Genomic DNA, 22614 nt, shown 5'->3' on the forward strand with positions numbered 1-22614 from the left:
AATGTACGACGAACTTCTCGCCAACCTGGCGATCCTGGTGCTGTCCGGGTTCGTCGGGTTCGCGGTGATCTCCAAGGTGCCCAACACGCTGCATACCCCGCTGATGTCAGGCACCAACGCCATCCACGGCATCGTCGTGCTCGGCGCGCTGGTGGTGTTCGGCACGGTCGAACACCCCTCGCTCGCGGTGCAGATCATCCTGTTCGTCGCGACGGTGTTCGGCACGCTGAACGTGATCGGCGGCTTCATCGTCACCGACCGCATGCTGGGCATGTTCAAGGGCAAGAAGAAGGCGTTGCCTGCCACGGCCAAATCCGAAGAGGCGGCCAAATGAACTACTTGGTGATCGGCCTCTACATCATCTCGTTCGCCCTGTTCATCTACGGCTTGATGGGGCTAACCGGTCCGAAGACCGCCGTGCGCGGCAACCTCATCGCCGCGGTGGGCATGACGCTGGCCGTCGCGGCCACCCTGATCAAGATCCGGCACACCGACCAGTGGGTGCTCATCATCGCCGGCCTGGTGGTTGGTGTCGTGCTGGGCGTGCCACCGGCCCGGCTGACGAAGATGACCGCTATGCCGCAGCTGGTGGCGTTCTTCAACGGCGTGGGCGGCGGGACCGTCGCACTCATCGCCCTGGCGGAGTTCATCGAGACCCGCGGCTTTTCGGCGTTCCAGCACGGCGAGTCGCCGACCGTTCACATCGTGGTGGCTTCGTTGTTCGCCGCGATCATCGGGTCGATCTCGTTCTGGGGTTCGATCATCGCGTTCGGCAAGCTGCAGGAGATCATCTCCGGAGCGCCGATCGGCTTCGGCAAGGCTCAGCAGCCGATCAACCTGCTGCTGCTGGCCGGGGCCGTGGTTGCCGCGGTGGTGATCGGCCTGGACGCGCACCCCGGCTCCGGCGGGGTGTCGCTGTGGTGGATGATCGGCCTGCTGGCCGCAGCCGGCGTACTGGGCCTGATGGTGGTGCTGCCGATCGGTGGCGCCGACATGCCGGTGGTCATCTCGCTGCTGAACGCCATGACGGGCCTGTCGGCCGCGGCGGCGGGTCTGGCACTGAACAACACCGCCATGATCGTGGCCGGCATGATCGTCGGCGCATCCGGTTCGATCCTGACCAACCTGATGGCCAAGGCGATGAACCGCTCGATCCCAGCGATCGTCGCGGGTGGTTTCGGCGGTGGCGGCGTGGCGCCCAGCGGCGACGGCGGCGGCGACAAGCACGTCAAGGCCACCTCGGCCGCCGACGCCGCGATCCAGATGGCCTACGCCAACCAGGTGATCGTGGTGCCGGGCTACGGGCTGGCCGTCGCCCAGGCCCAGCACGCGGTCAAGGACATGGCGTCGCTGCTGGAGGACAAGGGGGTGGCGGTGAAGTACGCCATCCACCCGGTCGCCGGCCGCATGCCCGGGCACATGAACGTGTTGCTGGCCGAGGCCGAGGTCGACTACGACGCCATGAAGGACATGGACGACATCAACGACGAATTCGCCCGCACCGACGTCGCGATCGTCATCGGCGCCAACGACGTCACCAACCCGGCCGCCCGCAACGACGCATCCAGCCCGATCTACGGCATGCCAATCCTCAACGTGGACAAGGCTAAATCGGTGATCGTGCTGAAGCGCTCAATGAACTCCGGGTTCGCGGGCATCGACAACCCGTTGTTCTACGGGGAGGGCACCACGATGCTGTTCGGGGACGCGAAGAAATCGGTAAGCGAGGTTGCCGAGGAGCTGAAGGCGCTCTAACCCTAAAGCGCGCGAATCTAGACGGGCGGGTAGGCCGGCGGCGGGTATCCGTTGCCGTCCTCAACCCCGCGCAACCCCCACGGCAGGTACCGCATGAACCACTCGATCTCGTCGCTTCCGTCGTAGTCCGGGCTCGGATCCATCAGGCCACCTTTCGTTCTTTGGCGAGTCTAGTCGCACCCGCTCCGGTGCAACACCCAGCGTGTGCCTTGCCTAAACTGTCCAACCAGTTGATTGATAACCGGTCTAAGCGACGATAGTGAGTACCCATGCCATCCGAAACTGGGCTTTCGCGCCGTGAGGAGCTGTTGGCCGTCGCGACGAAACTGTTCGCGGCGCGCGGCTATCACGGCACCCGGATGGACGACGTCGCCGATGTGATCGGGCTGAACAAGGCGACGGTCTATCACTACTACGCCAGCAAGGCGCTGATTCTGTTCGACATCTACCGCCAGGCGGCCGAGGGCACGCTGGCCGCAGTGCATGACGACCCGACCTGGACGGCCCGTGAAGCTCTGTACCAGTACACCGTCCGGCTGCTCACGGGTATCGCCGGCAATCCCGAACGGGCCGCGGTCTATTTCCAGGAGCAGCCCTACATCACCGAGTGGTTCACCACCGACCAGGTTGCCGAGGTCCGCGAAAAGGAACAGCAGGTCTACGAACACGTGCACGGCCTGATCGACCGCGGCATCGCCAGTGGCGAGTTCTACGAGTGCGACTCGCATGTGGTGGCACTCGGCTACATCGGCATGACGCTGGGTAGCTACCGCTGGTTGCGGCCAAGCGGGCGGCGCACGGCCAAGGAGATCGCGGCCGAGTTCAGCACTGCATTGCTGCGCGGCCTGATCCGCGACGAGGCGATTCGCACGACGTCTCCACTGGGGCCATAAGCGAACCCGAAGCTAGTTGATCGGCGGAATCCATCTCGTCACCGAACCGATGGCTCCGCTGAGCAACGACAGCCCCGTCACACTCGACTGGCCGATGTCGAACATCAGCCCCGGATTCGTCGACGGGAGATACGGATACGTGGTGGGCAACGAGGACTGCGGTAGCAATCCGAGGTCGACCAAGGCGGCCTGGGGGCCTTGTACTGTCCCATTCACCAGGGCGGAGGCCACCGCGAAGGGGTTGATCGGCGGCAACAGACTGGCCGGGGTTGGCACATCGGCGTAGCCGTACCCGTAGCCCAAGTCAACCAACACCCGTAAGTCAGGCTGAATCAGCTCGGCAATGGGTGACCCAAGCAATGGGATGGCGCGCAGGGGTCCGAGCAGCGGCAGATTCTGGGTCAAAAACATGTAGTAGTGGGTGTTGCCGGCATACCCAGGAGATGTCGGTAATGGAATGGCATTGGCAACTTCGGCGGTGGTGAAGGGATAGGCGTTGTGCACCGCGTTGATGCCAAGGAAGGCGTTGAAGTCCGATAAGAAATTCAGCGGATACTGCGGATTATGCGCATACCCGTCGTACTGGCCGGTGTAAATGTAGGTCTGGTACGGCGAATTCGACGGGGTCGCGCCGGTGAACGACATATCCAGGAACGGGATGTACAGGCCGGTGTAACGCTCCAGGATGCCGCCGTTGGGGTTGTTGATATCACCGATCAGCGTGAAGGCGAGCCGGCTGGGATCCGGCGCCTGGCCGGCTGGTAGCGCCATGAGAGCGCGTATTTCTTGAGTGGCAACCGAGGAGCTTTGCGAGTATCCGAAAACGACTACGTCGTGCCCGCTTTGGAGTTGCGCATTGATTCCGTTGTTCAGCAGCGTGACACCTTGGGCAATTGACTGGTCGAGTGTCAGATTCCCGATAAACGGCCACCACTGCTCGGGCGTGTACTGGGCAATCGGATTGTTGGGCCCGAATAGCGGGCGGATGTATGCGCTGTCAATGATGGCCAAGATGGGATCACTGAGTATGGGCTGACCGGTACCGCCCATCATCAAGGTGGTTATGGGATTCCCGGACAGCGCGGGAATTGAAGCCGTCGTGCCGGTGGCGACGCCGGCTCCGGTGCCGCCCGACAAGATGCCGCCCGACAACAAGGCGGCAGCGGCGGCCTCGGCCTGTGTGTAGGCGGCCCCAGCGGCGGCCAGCAGCTGGGTGAATTCGGTGTGGAACGCCGTAGCGAGCTTGAGGACCTCTTGATACTCGAGCGCGTAGTCGCTGAACAGCGCCGCGGTGGCGGCCGACACCTCGTCGGCGGCTGCCGCCAGCAATCCTGTCGTCGGGGCCGCACTAGACGCGCTGGCCGCGCGGATCGCCGAGCTGATTCCGTCGATGTCTGCGGCCGCCGTCGCCAACGTCTCGGGGGCCGCCAGCACGTAGGACATCTAATCTCCTATTCGACGCGGGGCTTTGAGAGCATAGTGCGCGCCGGCCGGGAGACCCGGCATTTTGCAATCCTCAGCTGCGTCAGTTGAAGATGGGCGGAATGATGTGCAGCACGTCGCCGAGCCCGCCGCTGAGCAGCGACAGTGCCGTCACCGGGGGCTGGCTGAGGGCCGGGCCGAGGTAGATGTTCAGCCCGGGGTTGAGGGATGGAACCCACGGATAGGTGTCCGGGAAATACTCTGGTCCCCAGAATCCGGCCTCCACCCCGATCTCCACCGCGGCGGCATACGGCGCCTGCAGGGTGCCCTTGATCAGGTAGTAGCCGATGTTGATCGGGTTGGGTATCGACAGCAGCCCGGCCGGAGTGGGCAGGTCGGCATAGCCGTAGTCCGAGTAACCCATGTCGACCAGCACCCGTAGCTGCGGCTGGAACAAGTCGGCTATCGGGGGACCGGCATAGGGGATATTGCGGATCGGCTGCAGTAGCGGGAGGTCTTGAGTCAAGAACATGTAGTACTGGGTGTTGCCGGTGTAGCCGGGGGACGTCGGCAACGGCACCGCATCGGTGGCCGGGAAAGTCGGGTAGTTCGGGTGCACGTAGAAGTAGCCCATGACGGCGTTGATGTCGGACAGGATGTGCAGCGGGTACTGCGGGGTGTGGGCGATGCCGTCGTACTGGGCGGTGAAGATCTGGGTCGGGTAAGGGTTGTTCGCCGGAGTAGCGCCATTGAACGGCACGTCCAGGAACGGGAGGTAGAAGCCGGGGAATCGCGCCAGCAGACCGCCGTTGGGGTTGTTGCCGGCCGCGGCCATGATGAAGGACAGGTCACCCTGGTATGGCGAGCCGGCCGCCATGAGCGCCAGGATTTCGTTGTTGACGATCGAGGCGCTCTGCGAGTAGCCGAACCCGACCACCTTGTTCCCCAGATCGACGATCTGGTGCTTGATCGCGGCGTCAAGTATGGCAACGCCTTTGGCGGTGGACTGGTTGTAGGTCATGTTGCCGAGGTCGGGGGTGACCGGCCAGAACTGCTCGGGTGTGAACAGGCCCTGCGGGATGGCCCCGAGAAATAGCTTCTGGATGTAGTTCTTGTTTACGTCCGCGATGTAGAAGAGGTCGGGCAGCGGGTTGGCGGTGCCGCCCATGATCAGCGCGGTCGTCGCGGCCGCCACCGGAGCGCCGCCGCCGGTTGCGGCTTGGCCTAACAGCGACTGGATCGGTGCGTTGACCGCGTTCGACGCGCCGGCCAGGGCCGCGCCTGCGGCGGCCTCGGCTTGGGTGTAGCTGCTGGCGGCGGCGGCCAACGCCTGGGCGAACTCGAACTCAAAAGCGCCCACCTGCTTGAGCACGGCCTGGTACTCCTGGGCGTAGCCGCTGAACAATGCGGCCGTGGCGGTCGATATCTCGTCGCCGGCAGCGGCCACTAGCGAGGATGTCGGCGCGGCGGCGGCAGCGTTGGCCGCACGGAGCGCCGCTGAAATTCCGTTCACATCACCGGCGGCGGACGCCAATAGCTCAGGGGCAACCAGCAACTGCGACATCTCCCCAGTCCTTCCCCGACCCGCTACCGCGGGTATTAGGTATTTACCGAGAGTAGAGCGCGCCTGGCTGGTACGTCCGGGGTTTGGGCAACCTTCTTAGGCGCCCTTGGCAGGCGCCGGTTTCAGGTATTTCTCGAGGAAGCTGATCTGGTCGGCGATCACCCGCTCGAAGGCGTCGCCGAGGTAGATGGCGAAATGACCTTCGGGATACCTCTTGACTTCGCCGCGGGGAGCCTGGGCCGCATACCGCAGGGTTGGGCCGGCCGGTGCCACCGAGTCGTTCTCGCACACGCAGAACAGGATTGGGCACGAAACCTGCTTGGCGTGGCGGCCCGGGCGGTACATGGCGACCTGCAGCGCAATGCGTGCGGCGATTTCGTTGCGCAGCTGGGCGCCTGCCGGCACCAGGCTCAGGTAACCCTGGTAAGCATCGGGTGCGGTCATGGCTGCAAGCTCGCCGGGCTTACCGGCGGTGGCGATCAGCAACGGGGGCCGTCCCGCCCACCCGCCGACGAGATCGCGCACCGCCGCCGCGGTGAGGCGGGCGACGGTCACCGGGTTGATGGCTCGCAGTGACGCGATGCCGTCGGTGAAGGGACACTGCGCGATGGCGGCGGCAATGCCCGGCACTCGGGCGGCGGTGGTGATCACGTGGCCGCCACCAAAAGAGGTGCCCCACACGGCAATTCGGCTGTGATCTATGCCGGGCAGGGTGTGTGCGTAGGCGACGGCGGCGGCCCAGTCGGCCAGCTCCATCCGGATGTCGAGAAGCTGACGCGGCTCGCCCTCGCTGTCGCCGAAGTTGCGGTAATCGAACACCAGGCACGCGTAGCCGGCCGCGCTGAACCGTTCGGCGTAGGCATCCAATCGCATGGTGCGTACCGCCCCGAGGCCGTGCGCCATCACCAGCAACGGCGCGTCGTCCTCGCCCGTGGGCCGGTAGAGCCAGGCGCTGATCCGGTCGCTACCGGAGGTCGGGCCGGAGCTGAACGTAACGTCCTCACGCGGTGCCATAGCGCCAATTCTGCCTGCCCGGCTGGCGTCGCAAATTGAGGACTAGTGTCTAGAAACGTTGCAGCGCTGCACACCGGGACGGAGAACACCCATGGCGATCCGCGTCGCTCATGTCGGCACCGGAAATGTCGGACGACTGGCCCTTGTCGAACTCCTCACCAATCCCGCGTTCGAATTGACCGGCCTCTGTGTGTCCACGCCCGAAAAGGTCGGCCGCGACGCCGGCGAGCTGTGCGGGGTAGACCGGGACACCGGCGTCAAGGCCGTTGACGACCTCGATGCCGTACTGGCAACCCGACCCGAATGCGTCGTCTACTGCGCGATGGGCGACACCCGGCTGCCCGACGCAATGCGTGACGTCATGCGCATTCTGGCGGCCGGTATCAACGTCGTGGGGTCCTCGCCCGGGCTGCTGCAATACCCCTGGGGCGTCATGCCGGAGAAGTACATCGCGCGGGTGGAAGATGCTGCGCAACGGGGCAATTCGAGTGTCTTCGTCAACGGCGTGGACCCGGGATTCATCAACGACCTCATTCCGTTCGCGCTGGCCGGCACCTGTCAGCGCATCGAACGGGTGCGCTGCATGGAGATCGCCGACTACGCGTCCTACGACGGCTCCGAGGTCATGTCCTACATGGGATTCGGCCGGCCGCTGGACGAGGTGCCGATGTTGCTGCAACCGGGCGTGTTGACCTTCGCCTGGGGGACGGCGATCCGTCAGTTGGCGGCCGGACTGGGCATCGACGTCGACGAGATCACCCAGTCGATTCAACGTGAACCGGCGCCGGACGACTTCGACATCGCGGTGGGACGAGTCGCCAAGGGCACCCAAGCCGCCCTGCAGTTCGAGATCCGCGGCATGGTCAACGGGCAGCCGGCCATCGTCATCGAGCACATCACCCGGTTGCGTCCCGACCTGCGGCCGGACTGGCCGCAACCGGCAGCCGGCGGCGGCTCCTACCGCGTCGAGATCACCGGTGAGCCGTCCTACGCCGTGGACATCGTGCCGAGCAGCCGCAAGGGCGACCACAATCACGCGGCGATCGTCGGTGCGGCCGGCCGCATCGTCAACGCCATACCGGCGGTGGTCGCCGCGCCACCGGGCATCAGAACCACGCTGGATCTGCCGCTGGTCACCGGGAAAGGCCTTTACGCACCAACCGATTTGGTGGCCACCTAACCGAAAGGAGCCCGCTGCATGGGCCGGGTAGACGGGAAAGTTGCACTGATCAGCGGCGGTGCCCGCGGGATGGGCGCCGAACATGCACGCCTGCTGGTGGCCGAAGGCGCCAAGGTGGTGATCGGCGACATTCTCGACGAGGAGGGAGAAGCCCTTGCCCGTGAAATCGGTGGTACGGCCCGCTATGTGCACCTGGACGTGACGCAGCTCGAGCAGTGGGAGGCCGCCGTCGCGACGGCGACCGGCGAGTTCGGCAAACTCGACGTGCTGGTGAACAACGCCGGCATCGTCGCCGCCGGACCGCTGCGGGAATTCCGGATGGACAAGTGGCAGAAGGTGATTGACGTCAACCTGACCGGGACCTTCCTGGGGATGCGGGTGGCTGTCGACCCGATGACCGCGGCCGGCGGCGGGTCGATAATCAACGTGTCCTCTATCGAGGGCATCCGCGGCGCGCCGATGGTGCATCCCTACGTCGCCTCCAAGTGGGCGGTTCGCGGCATCACCAAGTCGGCGGCGTTGGAGTTGGCGCCGCTGAACATCCGGGTGAACTCGCTGCATCCCGGTTTCATCCGCACCCCGATGACCGCACACCTGCCCGAGGACATGGTCACCATTCCGCTGGGCCGTCCCGCCGAGGCGCGGGAAGTGTCCACCTTCGTGGTGTTCCTGGCCAGCGATGACGCGTCATACGCGACTGGCAGTGAGTTCATCATGGACGGCGGGCTGGTGACCGACGTGCCGCACAAGCAGTTCTAAGGCGGTGCTATAACCGCGAACATGCTGCGCAGTCTGGCGGATGTGGTCGGTTCGAACCACGTCGTCACCGACGCCGATGTGCTGGCGGCCCGCAGCATCGACCACACCGGCCGTTATCGGGGCCGGGCCAGCGCGCTGGTTCGGCCCGGTAGCGCAGATCAGGTTGCCGCGGTGCTGCGGGTGTGCCGGGAGGCGGGGGCGTTCGTCACCGTGCAAGGCGGGCGCACGTCGCTGGTTGCCGGCACGGTACCAGAGCACGACGACGTGCTGCTGTCCACCGAAAGGCTATGTGTCGTCAGCGATGTCGATCGTGTCGAACGGCGGGTCACGGTGGACGCTGGTGCCACCTTGGCCGCCGTGCAGCACGCGGCTGCGACGGCCGGTCTGTTGTTCGGGGTGGACCTGTCAGCGCGCGACAGTGCGACGGTGGGCGGTATGGCGTCGACGAATGCCGGCGGATTGCGCACGGTGCGCTACGGCAACATGGCCGAGCAGGTCGTCGGGCTGGATGTGGCGTTGCCCGACGGTTCCCTGCTGCACCGGCACAGCCCGGTGCGCCGCGACAACACCGGCTATGACTTGCCGGCGCTGTTCGTCGGCGCCGAGGGCACCCTGGGTGTCATCACCGCGCTGGATCTGCGGCTGCACCGGGCGCCGTCGCATCGGCTGACGGCGGTGTGCGGCTTCGCCGATCTCTCCGCGCTGGTCGACGCCGGCCGGGTGTTCCGTGACGTGGATGGCATCGCCGCGCTGGAGCTGATCGACGGCCGTGCCGCGTTGCTGACCGGAGAGCGCCCCGTGCCGGGTGACTGGCTGCTGTTGGTGGAACTTGCCGCCGATCACGATCAGACCGAACGGCTGGCGGAGCTACTCGACGGTGTGGAGTTGTGCGGGGAGCCTGCGGTGGGAATGGATGTTGCCGCGCAGCAACGGCTTTGGCGGGTACGCGAATCGCTGGCCGAGACGCTGGGCCGCTATGGTCCGCCGCTGAAGTTCGACGTTTGCCTGCCGCTGGCTGCTGTTGCCGAATTCGCCAGGGACGCGGTCGAATTGGTGCTGGCGCACGGCGAGGACGCGCTGCCGGTACTGTTCGGCCACGTCGGTGAGGGGAACCTACACCTCAACGTGTTGCGCTTCCCGCTGGAGCGGGAAGCCGATCTATACCCCGAGATGATGGCGCTGATCGCCGGCGCCGGCGGCAATGTCAGCTCCGAGCACGGCGTCGGCACCCTGAAACGGCCTTACCTGGGCATGTCCCGGGATCCGGCCGATATTGCCGCGATGCGGACAATCAAGGCGGCGCTGGATCCGACAGGGTTCCTGAATCCCGCGGTGCTGTTCAGTCCGTCCCCTTGATCCCGACCGCGTGCCGCAACTGGGCCAGGAACTGCTCGGCGTCGTCGCTTCGAACCACGTAGTGCGAGATCGCAATTCGGATCACCGTCGCCGCTTTGACCGCGGCATTGGGCCCGGGCAGCAGCCGCTGCAGACCCTCGCGCATCTCCGGGATGGCTCCGGACATCTGCGCCAGGACATGTTCTGGTTCGATGTCGACCATCCGCACGCCCGAGTACGAGTACTGGTAGTCGACGATGAACCGCAGTGCCGCATCGAGGCGGTCCACACCCTTGAGGCCCGCGGTTGCCTTCGCCAATCCGATTTCGAAGACCTGGCGCTCATAGCTGGAAAACGCCGACAGCAACTCCTCTTTGGAGGCGAACCAGCGGTAGAGCGTGGGGCGGGACACACCGGCCTGGGTGGCGACCTCCGAGAGGCTGAGCTTGGTCTTGCCGCTGCGGGCCAACACCTCCGCGGTGGCCGCGAGGATCCGCTGGCGAGTCGAGGTGTCGTCGGCTGCGTCGGTCGCCTGCACCGGCTGGCTCATGTCTGTCTCCCCGGACGGGGGCGCACCAGCACGGATTGCTGGATGGCGCCGACCGCCCCCTGCTCGTCGTAAAGCGTGCCAACTGTCGTTCCGATGCCGTCCGGGCCGTAGCTGGTTTCTGCTCGAATACCGATCCAATCACCTTCGGGAATTCGGAACACGTGCACGGCCAGGTCGGTGTTGAGGAAGGTCCACTTGGTGATGTCCAGCTTGCTGCCGATGCCGTTGGCGCAGTCGGCCACCGCGAACAGCCGTTCCAGCTGGGTCATGCCCTCGCCGCTGACCAGGTCGACCGTCGGCTTGATCCAGGATTCGCCCGGACCTGGTGTCAGCGGTTCGGTCAGCCAGAGCCACTCCAGGCTGTGCACATAGTTGCGGTCCCACATTCGGGCCTTGAGGTTGCGGTCACGCGCTTCAGCCAGCGGCCGCGGTGGTGGTGCGGCCGCATGCGCGATGGCCGCGGTGTCCAGCTGCTGCAACCGCCATCCGCTGGCCCGGGCCACCGGCCGTGGTTGCCCGTCGGGACCCAGTGCCAGCATTTCGGCGGTCACCAGCTCGATCTGTTTGCCGCTGCGTTCGGATCGCGGGCGCACCCAGAGGTCACCCTCGACGGGCACCGGGCCCAAGAGATCGACCACCACCCGGCTGAGCCGGGTGTCGTTGCGCTGCTCGCAGCGTTCCAGGGCGCGGACCAGCAGCGCCGACACCGGCCCACCGTGTTGTATCGCGGCCGACCAGGTGCCGCGCGCCAGATCGGTCGCCAAGAACTTCTCGCCGCGTGTGTCCGCGTTATCGATCAATTCGTAGTAAGAGTCGGTCATTACGGCAGCCCCGCGCCCGGGGCTTCGACGAGCACGGCGTCCAGCCGGGAGAGCTTGGTGCCGATCAGGCGCTTGGGGTAGGCGTCGGTGCTGGACAGCAAAAACAGCGTGCGGCGCTCGGGCCCACCCAGGGTGCAGGCGATGGCGACCCGGTCACCCATGTCGATCCGGTCAGTGACTTCGCCGCCCTCGGTGATCCGCTCGAACTGGTGAGCCAGCGTCATCGACGTCCACACGCCGCCCTCGGCGTCCAGCGCGATGCCGTCGGGCGGGCCGTCCAGGCCGTCGGCGAAGACGCGGCGATCGGTGAGCGCGCCGTTGTCCGCGATGGTGAAGGCGGTCAGCCGCCGGGCCATGGACTCGGCGACGATCAAGGTCCGGTGATCCGGTGTGATCGCCATCCCGTTGGGAAAGTCGAGATCCTCGGCGACCACTGTGGCGGTGTCATCGGGATCGAGGCGGATGATGACACCACCACTGAATGCCTGGGCGCCGATGTAGGCGCGCCCGGCGTGGTCGATGACCATGTCACCGAGGTTCGCCGGCGCCAGCGTGTGCAGGTCGGCGATGGTGACCACGCTTTCGCCGTCGTAGCGCAGTACCAGCCGGTCTTCGGCCGAGGCGATCAACAGCGACCCGTCGGGCCGAAAGCCAAGGCCGGACGGGGAGTGGCCGGGCAGCGGCAGGGTGGTCAGGGACCCACGCATGTCTGAGGTGTGCACGGCTTCGCCGAGCATGTCGGAGAACCAGAGCAGTCCTTCGAACCAGCGCGGACCCTCGCCGAAGCAGAAGTCGTCGGCCAACGGCGTCGGGGTCATCGTGCCTTTACAAATCACCGCAAAAGTGTCATGCATCTCAGGCGTTGCTGTCAACGCGGGCGCGGTTGCCCGCTCGCTTTACAAATGTTGTGCAAAATGTCACGCTGGGCCGTGTGACCACGGAATCTGAGCAGGCCCAGTGGTCTGTCGAGGGCCTACTCGAACTGTTCGAAGTGCAGGCCGACGGGCCCGATCGGTTTACCGCCGGCACCGGCCTGGCGGGCCAGGACGAGCGGCAGGTTGTGGAAGGCACCCAGGTTCTGGCACAGGCGATTGTCGCCGTGGCCCAGCGGTTCCAGGGCAAGTCGGTGCGCTCGGCGCACGCGGTGTTCTCCCGCGCCGTTACCGTCGGGCCGCCGGTGGAGTTCGTGATCGATGTGGTGCACGAAGGGCGGTCGACGGCCACGGCTGTTGTCGGCGTGCAGCAGAACGGCCGTCGCTGCTTGAGTGTGACGGTGCTGGCCGACGTCCCGTCGGGTGACGTGATCCGCCATCATCTGCCGCGCCCGGACGTAGCCCCACCCGAGCAGGCCCACCCGTCGGAGATGCCGATGCGGGGCCGGGAGCTGCGCCTCGTCGACGTGGTCGATGTCAATAGCCCCGACGAGGTGGGGCCGCCGGAGCTGTACGCGTGGCTGCATTACGATCCCATTCCCGTCCGTGACGACTTGGCCAAGGCGCTGGTGGCGTATTTCACTGGGCACCTTGGGATTTCCACTACTATGCGCGCACATGCCGGCATCGGCACCAGTCAGGCGCATTTAACGGTGTCGACCGCGCCGATGACGATCTCGGTCGCCTTCCATGAGCCGGTGCGCTGGGACGGTTGGCTGCTCTACACCCATGAAAGCACTCAGGTGGGCGCCGGCATGTCGTACGTGCGCGGCACTGTGCACACGCAAGAGGGCGAGCTGCTGGCATCGTTCGCCCAAGAGGCGCTCATCCGGCCACTGCGCAGCACCGACTCGACGATCGACGCCCGGTCGCGGTTCTAGGCCAAATGCCATGCGCTTCACCATTACTCATCCCATGCACACCCATCCCTACAACCCGGAAATGGCGAGTGGATCCGGCATAGCGACGGTAGCGGCGGCGGCCGAGGCGGCCGGGTTCGACGGGTTCGGCTTCACCGACCATCCCGCCCCGTCGCAGCGGTGGCTGGAAGCCGGCGGGCATGACGCACTGGATCCGTTTGTGGCGCTTGGCTTTGCGGCGGCACGGACCACATCTTTGCGGTTGATTCCCAACATCGTGGTGCTGCCCTATCGAAATCCGTTCGTGGTGGCCAAGTCCGGTGCAACCTTGGACCTGCTGTCCGGCGGGCGCTTCACCCTTGCGGTGGGCGTGGGATATCTCAAGCGGGAATTCGCCGCGTTGGGCGTCAACTATGACGAGCGTGCCGAGTTGTTCGAGGAAGCTTTGGCGGTCATTCGCGCGGTGTGGACCACCGACGACATCACTTATGAGGGGCGGCATTTCAGCGCTCGCGGTATCACCGCACACCCGCTGCCCGTTTCGCGGCCGCATCCGCCGATTTGGATAGGGGGCAATACCGGGGCCGCGCGCCAGCGGGTCGCTGAATACGGCGACGGCTGGTGCCCGTTCCCGGCACCGGCTGGTCTGGCACGCACCGCGGGCACCGCCGTCATCGATTCGGTGGATGGTCTGGTAGCGGGCATCGACGACTTGCGACGTCGATGTGACGCGGCCGGCAAGGATTGGTCGGGCGTCGACGTCACCTTCACCAACTTCAAGGGCGGCAGCCCGGCCGGCGACGCGTTCAACGCCGACGCCTACCTTTGCGGGCTGGAAAAGCTTGCGGCGGTGGGGGTTACCTGGGTACAGGTCAGCCTGCCCGGAGACAGCCTGGTACACGCGCTGGAGAGCATCGACAGGTTCCGCGCGTCGGTGTTGGACATGATCTAGATGGACTTCGCACGAGTCGAACTCTGCACCGAGGACAAGGAATTCCTCGAACAGATCCGTGCGTTCGTGACCGAACATGTCACCGACGAGGTGCGCCGCCGGGATCGGGAGTCCGGTGAGAACTTCGACGAAGGCGTGCATGCGGCGCTGGGCGCAGCAGGATATCTGGCCGGAGACTGGAAACTCGAGTCCGAAGGCGGGTTCGACGCGGTGCGCCGGCGTATCTTCGCCCTGGAGATCGCCCGGGCCCATACGCCTTGGTATCACTGGGGAACCACCTCTGTGGTGGCGCGCCTGGTAGCACAGTTCGCGGCTGCGGAGTTGGTGAGCGCAGTGCTGCCGGGAGTGCTGTCCGGGGAGATCCGGCTGTGCCTGGGTTACACCGAGCCGGAGGGTGGCTCGGATGTGGCCACCTGTAAGACGCGGGCCGTTCGGGATGGTTCGGTGTGGATTATCAACGGCTCCAAGATGTTCACCTCGAATGCGCAGAATGCCCAGTACGTCTTTCTGCTTACCAACACCGATCCCCAAGGGCGCAAACACCGCAACTTGACCATGTTTCTGGTGCCACTGGATTCGGCGGGCATCGAAATACGGCCAATCCGGACGCTGGACGGCGACCGCACCAACATCGTCTACTACAGCGACGTGCGAGTCGACGATCTGTACCGGATCGGGGAGGTGAACGAGGGGTGGACCGTGATGCGCGCCGCGCTGGATGCCGAACACGGCCTCGTCGACGCCGAAGACCATGGCCTGCGCGATGTCGCGGCGATGGCCGGCCACGGCATGTTGATGGCTGAGGCAGTGGACACGGTTGCCGGACTGGTGGGGGAGGTGGCCGACGAGTCGGTCAAGTACCGGCTGGGGCGCAGCTTCGCGCGGATGGAGGCGGCGCTGTCGACTCCCGGGATGTTCGGCCGGGTAGCGATCGGGCAGACGATGCGCGATATCTCCGGAGAATTGATGGATATCGTTGGGCTGCAAGCCGCTCTGCCTTCCGATGCCGCTGGATCCGTCGGAGAAGGCGCGGCGGAATACCTCTTCCGGCTGGCGCTGCCGATGGGGATATACGGCGGCACCCTGGAGGTATTCCGTAACATGATCGCCCAGCACGCGCTCGGGTTGGGACGCCCGAGCTATGGCAGCTCGGCGGCCACCTGAACGCGGTCGGTGTCGAAACTCAGAAACCCTTTGATGACAACGCTTTCCGGTAGCGGATCGTCGTAGCTCCAGGCGATGTCCTCGATATCTGCCAGAGTCGCAGACCAATACGTCGCCACACCTTTGTAGTTGCAGTAGCTCTCGGTGTCGCTGCGTCGTAGTAGGTCGGTGCGCACGTGCGCGGGATTTACGTAAAGCCTTGGTGCTAGCGCGGTTTCGAAAACGATGACGGTGTCGTCGGTGTCGACGAGCACGGTGGTGCCGATGCTGACCCGTAGCCGCCGCTTGGTCGGGCGGCAGTCCACGCGGTGATACGGGTTCGGTGGATAGTGTACGAGCTTGCGCCCTTCCTCGAACCAGGTGTCGACGGCGTCCCATGGCACCCGGACGTATCCGGGCGCATTTGGTTCAGGCTCGGCCGGTAAGCCGACGACCGTGCCGTCGGGAAATACATAGCCAAGTGGCTGATTTCGCCTGTGTATCAACAGCGCCCGCTCGGTGTCGATCATCAGCCGGCCGTTCCGAAACGCCTGGATGCGGCGCGGATGCGGCTCGATATAGACCACCTCGCCGGATATCGGGGGAGTGAACCACCCGGCGGGATCGTTGCTGAGTGGACCGCGTCCGGCTACCAAACTCATGTGTCACAACCCCTTTCGCAGGGCCGCCTCGGTCTCCAGGTCGCCCAGCGCCGCGACCGCCAGCCGCAACCCCGCCTGCGCGATATCTTCGGTCTGCATGCCGCCAAGTCCGGCGGTGACCGCTGCGGCGACGTACGTGTAGGCAGCGGCTTGCCGGTAGCGCAGCCATAGTTGTTCGGATTCAAGCTCGGGACCGCCGCACGCGGCCAGGGCGCGCCGATAGGTCTCCAGCAAGTCGCGCTGGCAGGCTTGCCGGTCGCTGGTGGTCATGCTGGTGACGAGGGTGTATGCGATGTCGCGCATGGGGTGACCGCGCCGGACGGCTTGCCAGTCCAACAGGCCCGCCGTCCCGGCACGGAAATAAGTGTTGCCCGGGTGTGCATCGCCGTGCAGCACCGTATGCGGTGGTGTGTCGATGATGCGGGCGACCGTGGGGTACTGCTCGACGATGAAGTCGCCTTCGTGAACGGGGATGTCGGTGCGGGTTACCAAGCGGCGCAACGACGTTCGCAGCATGGCCGGTACCAGCGGGACGCTGGGATCGGTGGAACCCGAGTAAAGCCATGTGTATGGTCGGTCGCTCAGCCGGCCGAAGAAACCGGCGTGCAGTTGGGCGAGCAGCTCCACTAGTAGGCAGGCTTGGTCTTTATTGAAGGGGTGCAGGGTATCCGGGAACTCGCACCGCTGGGCCGCTAAGTCTTCGAGGACCAGCACGAAACGTCCGGTGGGCGTGTCGAACGCCGAACCGAGGTGGGTTGGCACCCCGGCGGCCAGCTGCGGCGACAGCTGCCGGTAGAACCGGATTTCAGTCTCGCCCAGCCGGCCCAGCTCACCGATCAGTCGCGTTGCCGTCGTCTGCGCTGCCATTTTGACGAATACCGAACCGGGCACGTCGTCGGCGCAGAGCGCCAGCCGGGCGCGGGTTGTGGTGCCGCTGGTGTCGCCGATGATCTTCACGGACGACACCGTGCGCCCCATGATTCGCGACAGCGTGGCCGCGTCGAGATCCTGAATTCGGCGCGGAAATGATCTGGCGCCGCCCAGGGCGGCATCCGTTGCGACTCGTCGCAGGCCACGGCCCAGATGTGTGGTCAAGCGAGTCAGCGCGACGGCGCGGCTAGCGGGCTGCTCTGACACCGGTCCCCTCTGCATTACAAATCGTCGAAATAGTGTAAAGGAAGTCAAATTCGCAAAAAAAGGTTCCTAACGCTACTATTGCAATCGCAACTAATTGATCACACCGGCGTGAGCGCAAAAGTCGTCAACCTCCACTTATTCGAAGGGGTTCCGGCACGCATGAATGCGCCAGCGCAAGCGAGCTATCACGAGGTGGTAGACGGGAACGGCCGGGTGTATCGGATCGGGGAGACCGATCGCGACATCCTGGGGCGGTCCCGCGTGTGGATGGTATGGCTTCCGTGGATCGCCATGATGGCCATCAGCTCGTCCGAATATGCCTTTACCTCGGCACGGGACACGCTGTCGGCAGCACACGGTTGGCGCGGCGCTCACATTTTCTGGCTGCTGGGGGTGTGGGTCCTCTTCCAGGCCGCGGTGGCTTTCCCGGCAGGCCGGCTGCGCGAAAGCGGACGGTTGCCGGCTCGCACGGCCATGATGCTCGGCGCGGTGGGCGCGCTATCGGGTTACCTATCGCTGGCGTACGCCCCACACGTCGTCCTGGCCTATGTGGGCTTCGGGTTGTTCGGGGGCGGCGGAGCCGGTCTGGTCTACGCCACCTGCATCACCATGGTCGGTAAGTGGTATCCCGAACGCAAGGGTGGCAAAACGGGCTTTGTCGACAGCGGATTCGCTTACGGATCAATGCCTTTCATCTTTCTATTCGCCAACTTCCTCGACCTGAGCAATTACCGGGGCGTGCTGCTGGTGGTCGGGATTTTCCTGGCCGGATCCGTTGCGATGAGCGGCTTCTTCTTCAAGGACCCGCCGAAGAACTGGTGGCCACCGCATATCGATCCGCTTGGGGTGGCCGATGACGCGCGGATAGGCCGTTGCCTGCGCAAGAATCCACCAGCGCTCACCCAGTACACGCCCATGGAGGCGATCAAGACGGGCATCCTGCCGCTCATGTGGGTCGTCCTGCTGTGCACCGCGGGCATCAATATTTTCGGGATCGCCATGCAGGTGCCGTTCGGTAAGGACGTCGGTTTCGCTGGTGGAGTGGTAGCGCTTGCCATGAGCCTCAACGCGTTCATCAATGGCACCGGACGCGGCGTGATCGGCTGGATCTCCGATCGCTACGGGCGCCGGGAGACGCTGGTCTTCGTGTGCGTGGTGCTCGGGCTGGCCCAGTATGCGGTCTACCTTGCCGGCTCCATCGACAATCTGCCGCTGTTCCTGCTTGCGTCGATGGTCTCCGGCTTCGGCGGCGGGGCGGTTTATCCGCTGTTTGCGGCGATGACCGCGGACTACTTCGGCGAGAACAACAATGCCGCCAACTACGGCCTGGTCTACAGCTCCAAGATGGTGTCCGGATTGATCGGTGCCGGCCTGGGGTCGGTGCTGGTCGAGACCTGGGGGTACCGCGCGGCGTTCTGCATCGCCGGAACCGTCGGTCTCTGCGCTGCCGTCTTGTCGATTTTCCTGCGTCGGCCCGATCTGCGGCAGCCGAAACGCGCCTTCGTATTTCCTCGCATCATGTGGCCGACGCGGGCCGCGACCTAGCCATTTGGCGGTAGTTGGTGGCGTGTCGGTGGGCACGGCTACAGTCGAATGTATGTTCGAATCCTTGGGGGGGCTGAGCCCCGCCGCGTTGGTGGCCGAGGTTGAAGCGACGTATCGGCAGGAGTCGATGTTGGTGGCGCGGCGGATGGCGGCGGTGGCGGCCTTGCTGCGGGATCGGGTGGCTGCGGCCGAGCGGGTTGCGGGCCGGGTGGAGCATGCCGAGATCGATGGGTTTGACCAGACCAGGGCCGAGGTGGCTGCGGCGATGAATCTGTCGCCGCTGGCGGCCAGTTATCTGGTGTCTGATGCTGAGGCGTTGGATGTGCGGTTGCCGGCGATTGCGGCGTTGTTGGCGCAGGGGCGTACCGATTGGCGCACGGTGCGCTTGATCATTGGGCGCACCGAGTTGGTCACTGCGGAGTTGGTTGCGCGTCTGGATGCGTCGCTGGCCGAGCGTATCGGTGCCTGGCAGGGGTGGTCGCGCCAGCGCATCATCAACGCGGTGGATGCCGCGGTGCGCACCCTGGATCCCGATGCTGCCCGCGAGCGCCAGGCCGCCGCCCACGCCGATCGCCATATTGGGATCCGTGCGCTGGACAACGGGATGGCCGAGGTGTACGGCACGGTGGAGGCCGCTGTGGCCACCGCTTTTGATCGGCGCCTGGCGCAGTTGGCGAAGCAGGTATGCCGCGGTGATCCGCGGACGCTGGATCAGCGGCGCGCCGATGCGTTGGGTTGTCTCAGCGATAGTCGAGGGCTGGGTTGCGCGTGTGGGCGGCCGGAGTGTCCGCATCGCAGCGACACCGAGCGCGCTGGGCAGGGAGCCAAAGTGGTGATCAATGTGGTCGCCAGCGCCGACACCGTCTATGGCACCAGCACCCAGCCGGGCTACCTGGAGGGCTACGGGGTCATCGATGCCGGGCAGGTGCGTGAGTTGGTGGCCGCCGCCGCGCTGCAGGTGATCAACCCCGAGACCAGCCCGCTGCAAGCTGTGCGCTATCAACCTTCGGCGGCGCTGGAACGCGCGGTGCGGTGTCGGGATTTGACGTGTCGCTTCCCCGGCTGTGCCCGGCCCGCGGCAATCTGCGATCTCGACCACAGCATCGCGTTCAACCATGCCGATCCCGCCGGCGGTGGCTTGACGGTGTTTGAAAACCTCAAATGCCTGTGCCGTCAGCATCATCGGCTGAAAACCTTCGGTGGTTGGCGTGACGAACAACTCGCCGATGGCACCGTGATCTGGACCTCCCCGGCCGGGCACACCTACCGCACCGCCCCGGCCGGGGTGGATTTGTTCGGGCCGATGCGAAAACCCCCGTGCGCGCCGCCCACACCCAATCGGCGCAACAGATCACGGCAGCGCGCTAGCCGAATCACCCGCGCGCGCAAGCACAACCGCGAACAGCGCCCGGTCAACGCCTACGAGCGCTGGCTGGCCCGCGCCCGCGAGCGCGAACTCGCCGACCGGCGGTTCCGAAACCACATGCGCGACATGCTCTTTCTGTTCAAGCGCACACCGAGCACCAGCCCATTCTGCCGCTGGGTCAACGATCCACGCGAGCCCGAGGAACTCCCACCGGACTGGACACCCAACGAACCCATGCCAGCTCCCCTACCCGACGACCCGCCGTTCTAGAGTCCCAGTCATGGGTGGACCGGTAGCAGGCATCAGAGTCGTCGAGTTGGGAGTCTGGGTGGCCGCTCCGGCGACGGCGGCCATCCTGGCCGACTGGGGTGCCGATGTCGTCAAGATCGAACCACCCACCGGCGACCCGGGACGGTTGTTCGGGCCGATGCTGGGGTGCGAGCCGGGGGTCAATCCCCCGTTCGAAATGGACAACCGGTCCAAGCGCAGCATCGTCTTGGACCTCAGCACGGACGCTGGCCGCGACACCGCCCTCGAATTGCTCTCCGATGCAGACGTTTTCGTCACCAACCTACGACCGGGGGCGCTGGACCGGCTCGGTCTGGACTTCGGCTCGGTGGCGGTGCGCAACCCTCGCCTGGTCTACGGCCTGATCACCGGCTACGGCGAAACCGGACCCGACGCCGACCGTGCCGCTTACGACGTGGCCGCGTTCTGGTCGCGGGCCGGTATTGCCGATTTGCTCACCCAGCCTGGCCACCCGCCCCCCTTCCAGCGGGGTGGCATGGGTGACCACTCGGCCGGTATGACGCTGGCCGCGGCGGTGTGTGCGGCACTACTTGCCCGCGAGCGCACCGGAACCGGTCAACTGGTCAGCACCTCGCTCTATCGCCAGGGCGCCTACACGGTCAGCTTCGACCTCAACACCTATCTGATGACCGGGCAGCCCATCATGCTCGGACAGCGCGAATCGATGTTCAACCCGTGCATGAACAACTACACCGCGGGCGACGGGCGACGTTTCTGGATCGTCGGCCTCGAGGGCGATCGGCACTGGCCCCCGCTGTGCCGCGTGGTCGGTCACCCCGAATGGTTGACCGATCCTCGCTACAGCGACGCCCGCACCCGAGCCATCAACGCGGTGGGACTCATCGCGGCATTGGACGAGATCTTCGCGACCAAGCCGCTCGACGAATGGGCCGAAACCTTCGCCTCCGAACCCGACTTCTTCTGGTCGCCGATCAATACGGTCGAGGACGTCGTGGCTGACGAGCAGTTTCACGCCGCGGGCGGATTCGTTGACGTGCCCGATGGTGACTCGAGCGTCCTGATGGTGGCCACGCCCGCCGATTTCCACGGCACGCCATCTGCGCCGCGCTCTACAGCACCGGGACTCGGCCAGCACACAGAAGAAGTGCTGGCCGAGCTCGTCGCACGCCGCGAGCCCTGACCACCACCACCCAAGCTTTACAAATTTCAGCAAAAGTGTCACGCTGTCCGGATGGTCGGTCTTCAGACTTACCGGGTCAATGCTGCGTGCCCAGGACGCGCAGACGGGGAGTGTCTGCGCTATCGACTCGACGTCGTCGCCGCTGATGCCATCGACGTCGTGCATACCGCCGGCGGGTGGCTGTACGACCGGGCGATGGCCGGCTGGGAAGTCACCGTGCTACTGCCACATGACTGTGACAGCCGGCCACTGCGCATCCTCGGGGTCCGGATGGGCGATCTGGAGTCGGGGCTGGGCGCGTCGAGTCAAACCCTGGCCGTCAGTGCCGCGGCCTTCGCGGCCGACGATCGTGTTCGCGAACGCGTGCGGATGGCGCTCGATCACCCGCTTACCGAAGTCGCCCTATGGGGCGACGGCTGGCCGCTGGGCATGGATCGCCGGATGACCGCCGTGCAGCACGTGCTCAGCAGCGCCGCACGCGCCTTCAAGGGGCAAGCGCTCGCAGCGGCCGGAATGCATTGTCCGTCAATCGCTCCCACCGAGACGCTGCTGACCGACACGCCATGAAGAGGTACTACGGCCACACGCTGCTGTATCTGCACGAGACGATTGCGCTGGGGTCGGGGCGAAGTGACCGCTTCACCGAGGTTTTCGTCGGCACCTATCAACCGATGATGACCGAGCTCGGCGCCCGGCTGTTCGCCGTCTGGGAGTGCACCTCCTACAACGGCCACTGGCCGCAAGTGACGATCATCTGGGAGATCGACGCCTTCGCCGACTACGCCAGGATCGGGGCCGCCCAGGCGCGCGGCGGCAGCCATGAGGCCGCGGCCGGCAAATGGGCCGCGTTCCTGGCCGGTATCGGCGCCTCGGGCGAGGGGCGCATCATGTATCCCGGCCCCAGCAACAAGACCCTGGCCCAACTCAAAGAAGCCGATTTCGCTGCACCGCTGGTGATTCAAGAAATCATGCAGACCAAGCCCGGTCGCCAGGACGACTACATCCGCGAGCTGGAACGTCTCTACGTACCGTGGTCGGAGCGCACCGGCAAGCACTGGCTCGGCTCTTTCACCACGACCTTCCGTTTCAACGAGGTTATTCACTACTGGGCGCTCGAAGGCGGCTGGGAGTGCTTCGCCAACCACTACCCCTCCTGGAAGGAGAGCCCGCCCGCCGAGATCGTCACCTGGATGAGTGTGGCGCCGGCTTTGCGCGACGGCTGGGAAGACTCGATCCTGCAGGCTCTACCGCCGTCGCCACTGCAGTGAACGCGG

General features: G+C 65.5%; 23 protein-coding genes. 14 read left to right on the forward strand and 9 right to left on the reverse strand.

Annotation, left to right across the window (positions count from 1 at the left end; genetic code table 11):
• The first annotated feature begins 1 nt into the window (after window position 1).
• Window positions 2-334: an NAD(P) transhydrogenase subunit alpha part 2 gene (locus AWC27_RS25350; RefSeq protein WP_085673033.1), complete on the forward strand. Its 333-nt coding sequence runs from the start codon at window positions 2-4 to the stop codon at window positions 332-334.
• Window positions 331-1755 carry an NAD(P)(+) transhydrogenase (Re/Si-specific) subunit beta gene (locus AWC27_RS25355; protein WP_085673035.1) on the forward strand — a complete coding sequence of 475 codons (1425 nt, stop codon included), beginning with the start codon at window positions 331-333 and terminating at the stop codon, window positions 1753-1755. The genes AWC27_RS25350 and AWC27_RS25355 overlap by 4 nt, the downstream gene beginning before the upstream one ends.
• Before the next feature lie 17 nt (window positions 1756-1772).
• Here AWC27_RS25355 and AWC27_RS30555 read toward each other — a convergent pair whose 3' ends face one another.
• Entirely contained in the window at window positions 1773-1901 is a 129-nt protein-coding gene (locus AWC27_RS30555) for a hypothetical protein (RefSeq protein WP_211281713.1), read from the reverse strand.
• Window positions 1902-2024: 123 nt separating this feature from the next.
• Between AWC27_RS30555 and AWC27_RS25360 the strand changes: the two genes are divergently transcribed.
• On the forward strand, window positions 2025-2648 hold the full coding sequence (locus AWC27_RS25360; protein ID WP_085673037.1) for a TetR/AcrR family transcriptional regulator: 624 nt from the start codon (window positions 2025-2027) through the stop codon (window positions 2646-2648).
• Window positions 2649-2660: 12 nt separating this feature from the next.
• Here AWC27_RS25360 and AWC27_RS25365 read toward each other — a convergent pair whose 3' ends face one another.
• From AWC27_RS25365 to AWC27_RS25375, 3 genes are all read right to left on the reverse strand, one after another.
• On the reverse strand, window positions 2661-4091 hold the full coding sequence (locus tag AWC27_RS25365) for a PE family protein (RefSeq protein ID WP_085673039.1): 1431 nt from the start codon (window positions 4089-4091) through the stop codon (window positions 2661-2663).
• A gap of 82 nt (window positions 4092-4173) precedes the next feature.
• Window positions 4174-5634, reverse strand: coding sequence for a PE family protein (locus AWC27_RS25370; RefSeq protein ID WP_085673041.1), 1461 nt, complete (start codon window positions 5632-5634; stop codon window positions 4174-4176).
• Window positions 5635-5730: 96 nt separating this feature from the next.
• Window positions 5731-6648 carry an alpha/beta hydrolase gene (locus AWC27_RS25375; RefSeq protein ID WP_085673043.1) on the reverse strand — a complete coding sequence of 306 codons (918 nt, stop codon included), beginning with the start codon at window positions 6646-6648 and terminating at the stop codon, window positions 5731-5733.
• Window positions 6649-6739: 91 nt separating this feature from the next.
• Here AWC27_RS25375 and AWC27_RS25380 point away from each other — a divergent pair, with 91 nt between their 5' ends.
• Genes AWC27_RS25380 through AWC27_RS25390 form a run of 3 tightly spaced genes read left to right on the forward strand, consistent with a single transcriptional unit; the run spans window position 6740 to window position 9943 of the window.
• Window positions 6740-7828 (forward strand): NAD(P)H-dependent amine dehydrogenase family protein, encoded by a 1089-nt coding sequence (locus AWC27_RS25380; protein WP_085673045.1) that lies wholly within the window; start codon window positions 6740-6742, stop codon window positions 7826-7828.
• A gap of 18 nt (window positions 7829-7846) precedes the next feature.
• On the forward strand, window positions 7847-8587 hold the full coding sequence (locus AWC27_RS25385; RefSeq protein ID WP_085673047.1) for a glucose 1-dehydrogenase: 741 nt from the start codon (window positions 7847-7849) through the stop codon (window positions 8585-8587).
• Between the two features lie 21 nt (window positions 8588-8608).
• Window positions 8609-9943, forward strand: a complete 1335-nt coding sequence (locus AWC27_RS25390) for an FAD-binding oxidoreductase (RefSeq protein WP_085673049.1) — start codon at window positions 8609-8611, stop codon at window positions 9941-9943.
• Here the strand turns inward: AWC27_RS25390 and AWC27_RS25395 are convergent.
• From AWC27_RS25395 to AWC27_RS25405, 3 genes are read right to left on the reverse strand one after another with little or no spacing between them, the layout of a single operon-like run.
• On the reverse strand, window positions 9927-10472 hold the full coding sequence (locus AWC27_RS25395; protein ID WP_085673051.1) for a TetR/AcrR family transcriptional regulator: 546 nt from the start codon (window positions 10470-10472) through the stop codon (window positions 9927-9929). The genes AWC27_RS25390 and AWC27_RS25395 overlap by 17 nt on opposite strands.
• Window positions 10469-11293: a thioesterase family protein gene (locus AWC27_RS25400; RefSeq protein ID WP_085673053.1), complete on the reverse strand. Its 825-nt coding sequence runs from the start codon at window positions 11291-11293 to the stop codon at window positions 10469-10471. The genes AWC27_RS25395 and AWC27_RS25400 overlap by 4 nt, the downstream gene beginning before the upstream one ends.
• Window positions 11293-12111 carry an SMP-30/gluconolactonase/LRE family protein gene (locus AWC27_RS25405; protein ID WP_085673055.1) on the reverse strand — a complete coding sequence of 273 codons (819 nt, stop codon included), beginning with the start codon at window positions 12109-12111 and terminating at the stop codon, window positions 11293-11295. Before AWC27_RS25405 ends, AWC27_RS25400 begins: the two co-directional genes overlap by 1 nt.
• Window positions 12112-12224: 113 nt before the next feature.
• On the opposite strand from AWC27_RS25405, the gene AWC27_RS25410 reads away from it, so the two are divergent.
• The 3 genes from AWC27_RS25410 to AWC27_RS25420 are packed head-to-tail and all read left to right on the forward strand — an operon-like array spanning window position 12225 to window position 15201.
• Entirely contained in the window at window positions 12225-13106 is an 882-nt protein-coding gene (locus AWC27_RS25410) for an acyl-CoA thioesterase (protein ID WP_372516924.1), read from the forward strand.
• Window positions 13107-13116: 10 nt separating this feature from the next.
• Window positions 13117-14037, forward strand: a complete 921-nt coding sequence (locus AWC27_RS25415) for an LLM class F420-dependent oxidoreductase (RefSeq protein WP_085673057.1) — start codon at window positions 13117-13119, stop codon at window positions 14035-14037.
• Window positions 14038-15201 carry an acyl-CoA dehydrogenase family protein gene (locus AWC27_RS25420; protein WP_085673059.1) on the forward strand — a complete coding sequence of 388 codons (1164 nt, stop codon included), beginning with the start codon at window positions 14038-14040 and terminating at the stop codon, window positions 15199-15201.
• On the opposite strand, the gene AWC27_RS25425 is transcribed toward AWC27_RS25420, so the two are convergent.
• Complete coding sequence (locus AWC27_RS25425; RefSeq protein WP_085673061.1) at window positions 15177-15842, reverse strand: DUF427 domain-containing protein; 666 nt, start codon at window positions 15840-15842, stop codon at window positions 15177-15179. The genes AWC27_RS25420 and AWC27_RS25425 overlap by 25 nt on opposite strands.
• A 3-nt stretch (window positions 15843-15845) precedes the next feature.
• Window positions 15846-16979 carry a phosphotransferase gene (locus AWC27_RS25430; RefSeq protein WP_425437519.1) on the reverse strand — a complete coding sequence of 378 codons (1134 nt, stop codon included), beginning with the start codon at window positions 16977-16979 and terminating at the stop codon, window positions 15846-15848.
• Between the two features lie 159 nt (window positions 16980-17138).
• On the opposite strand from AWC27_RS25430, the gene AWC27_RS25435 reads away from it, so the two are divergent.
• From AWC27_RS25435 to AWC27_RS25455, 5 genes are read left to right on the forward strand one after another with little or no spacing between them, the layout of a single operon-like run.
• The gene (locus tag AWC27_RS25435) at window positions 17139-18524 is read left to right on the forward strand and encodes an OFA family MFS transporter (RefSeq protein ID WP_085673201.1); all 1386 of its coding nucleotides are present in this window, start codon (window positions 17139-17141) and stop codon (window positions 18522-18524) included.
• A 52-nt stretch (window positions 18525-18576) separates the two neighbouring features.
• The gene (locus AWC27_RS25440) at window positions 18577-20160 is read left to right on the forward strand and encodes an HNH endonuclease signature motif containing protein (RefSeq protein ID WP_085673065.1); all 1584 of its coding nucleotides are present in this window, start codon (window positions 18577-18579) and stop codon (window positions 20158-20160) included.
• Window positions 20161-20170: 10 nt separating this feature from the next.
• Complete coding sequence (locus AWC27_RS25445; RefSeq protein ID WP_085673067.1) at window positions 20171-21340, forward strand: CoA transferase; 1170 nt, start codon at window positions 20171-20173, stop codon at window positions 21338-21340.
• A 51-nt stretch (window positions 21341-21391) separates the two neighbouring features.
• A complete protein-coding gene (locus AWC27_RS25450; RefSeq protein WP_085673069.1) occupies window positions 21392-21907 on the forward strand; it encodes a hypothetical protein in 516 nt (171 codons plus the stop codon).
• Complete coding sequence (locus AWC27_RS25455) at window positions 21904-22608, forward strand: NIPSNAP family protein (protein WP_085673071.1); 705 nt, start codon at window positions 21904-21906, stop codon at window positions 22606-22608. Before AWC27_RS25450 ends, AWC27_RS25455 begins: the two co-directional genes overlap by 4 nt.
• Window positions 22609-22614 lie beyond the last annotated feature (6 nt).

It is taken from the genome of Mycobacterium szulgai, from assembly GCF_002116635.1.
Classification (GTDB): Bacteria; Actinomycetota; Actinomycetes; order Mycobacteriales; family Mycobacteriaceae; genus Mycobacterium; species Mycobacterium szulgai.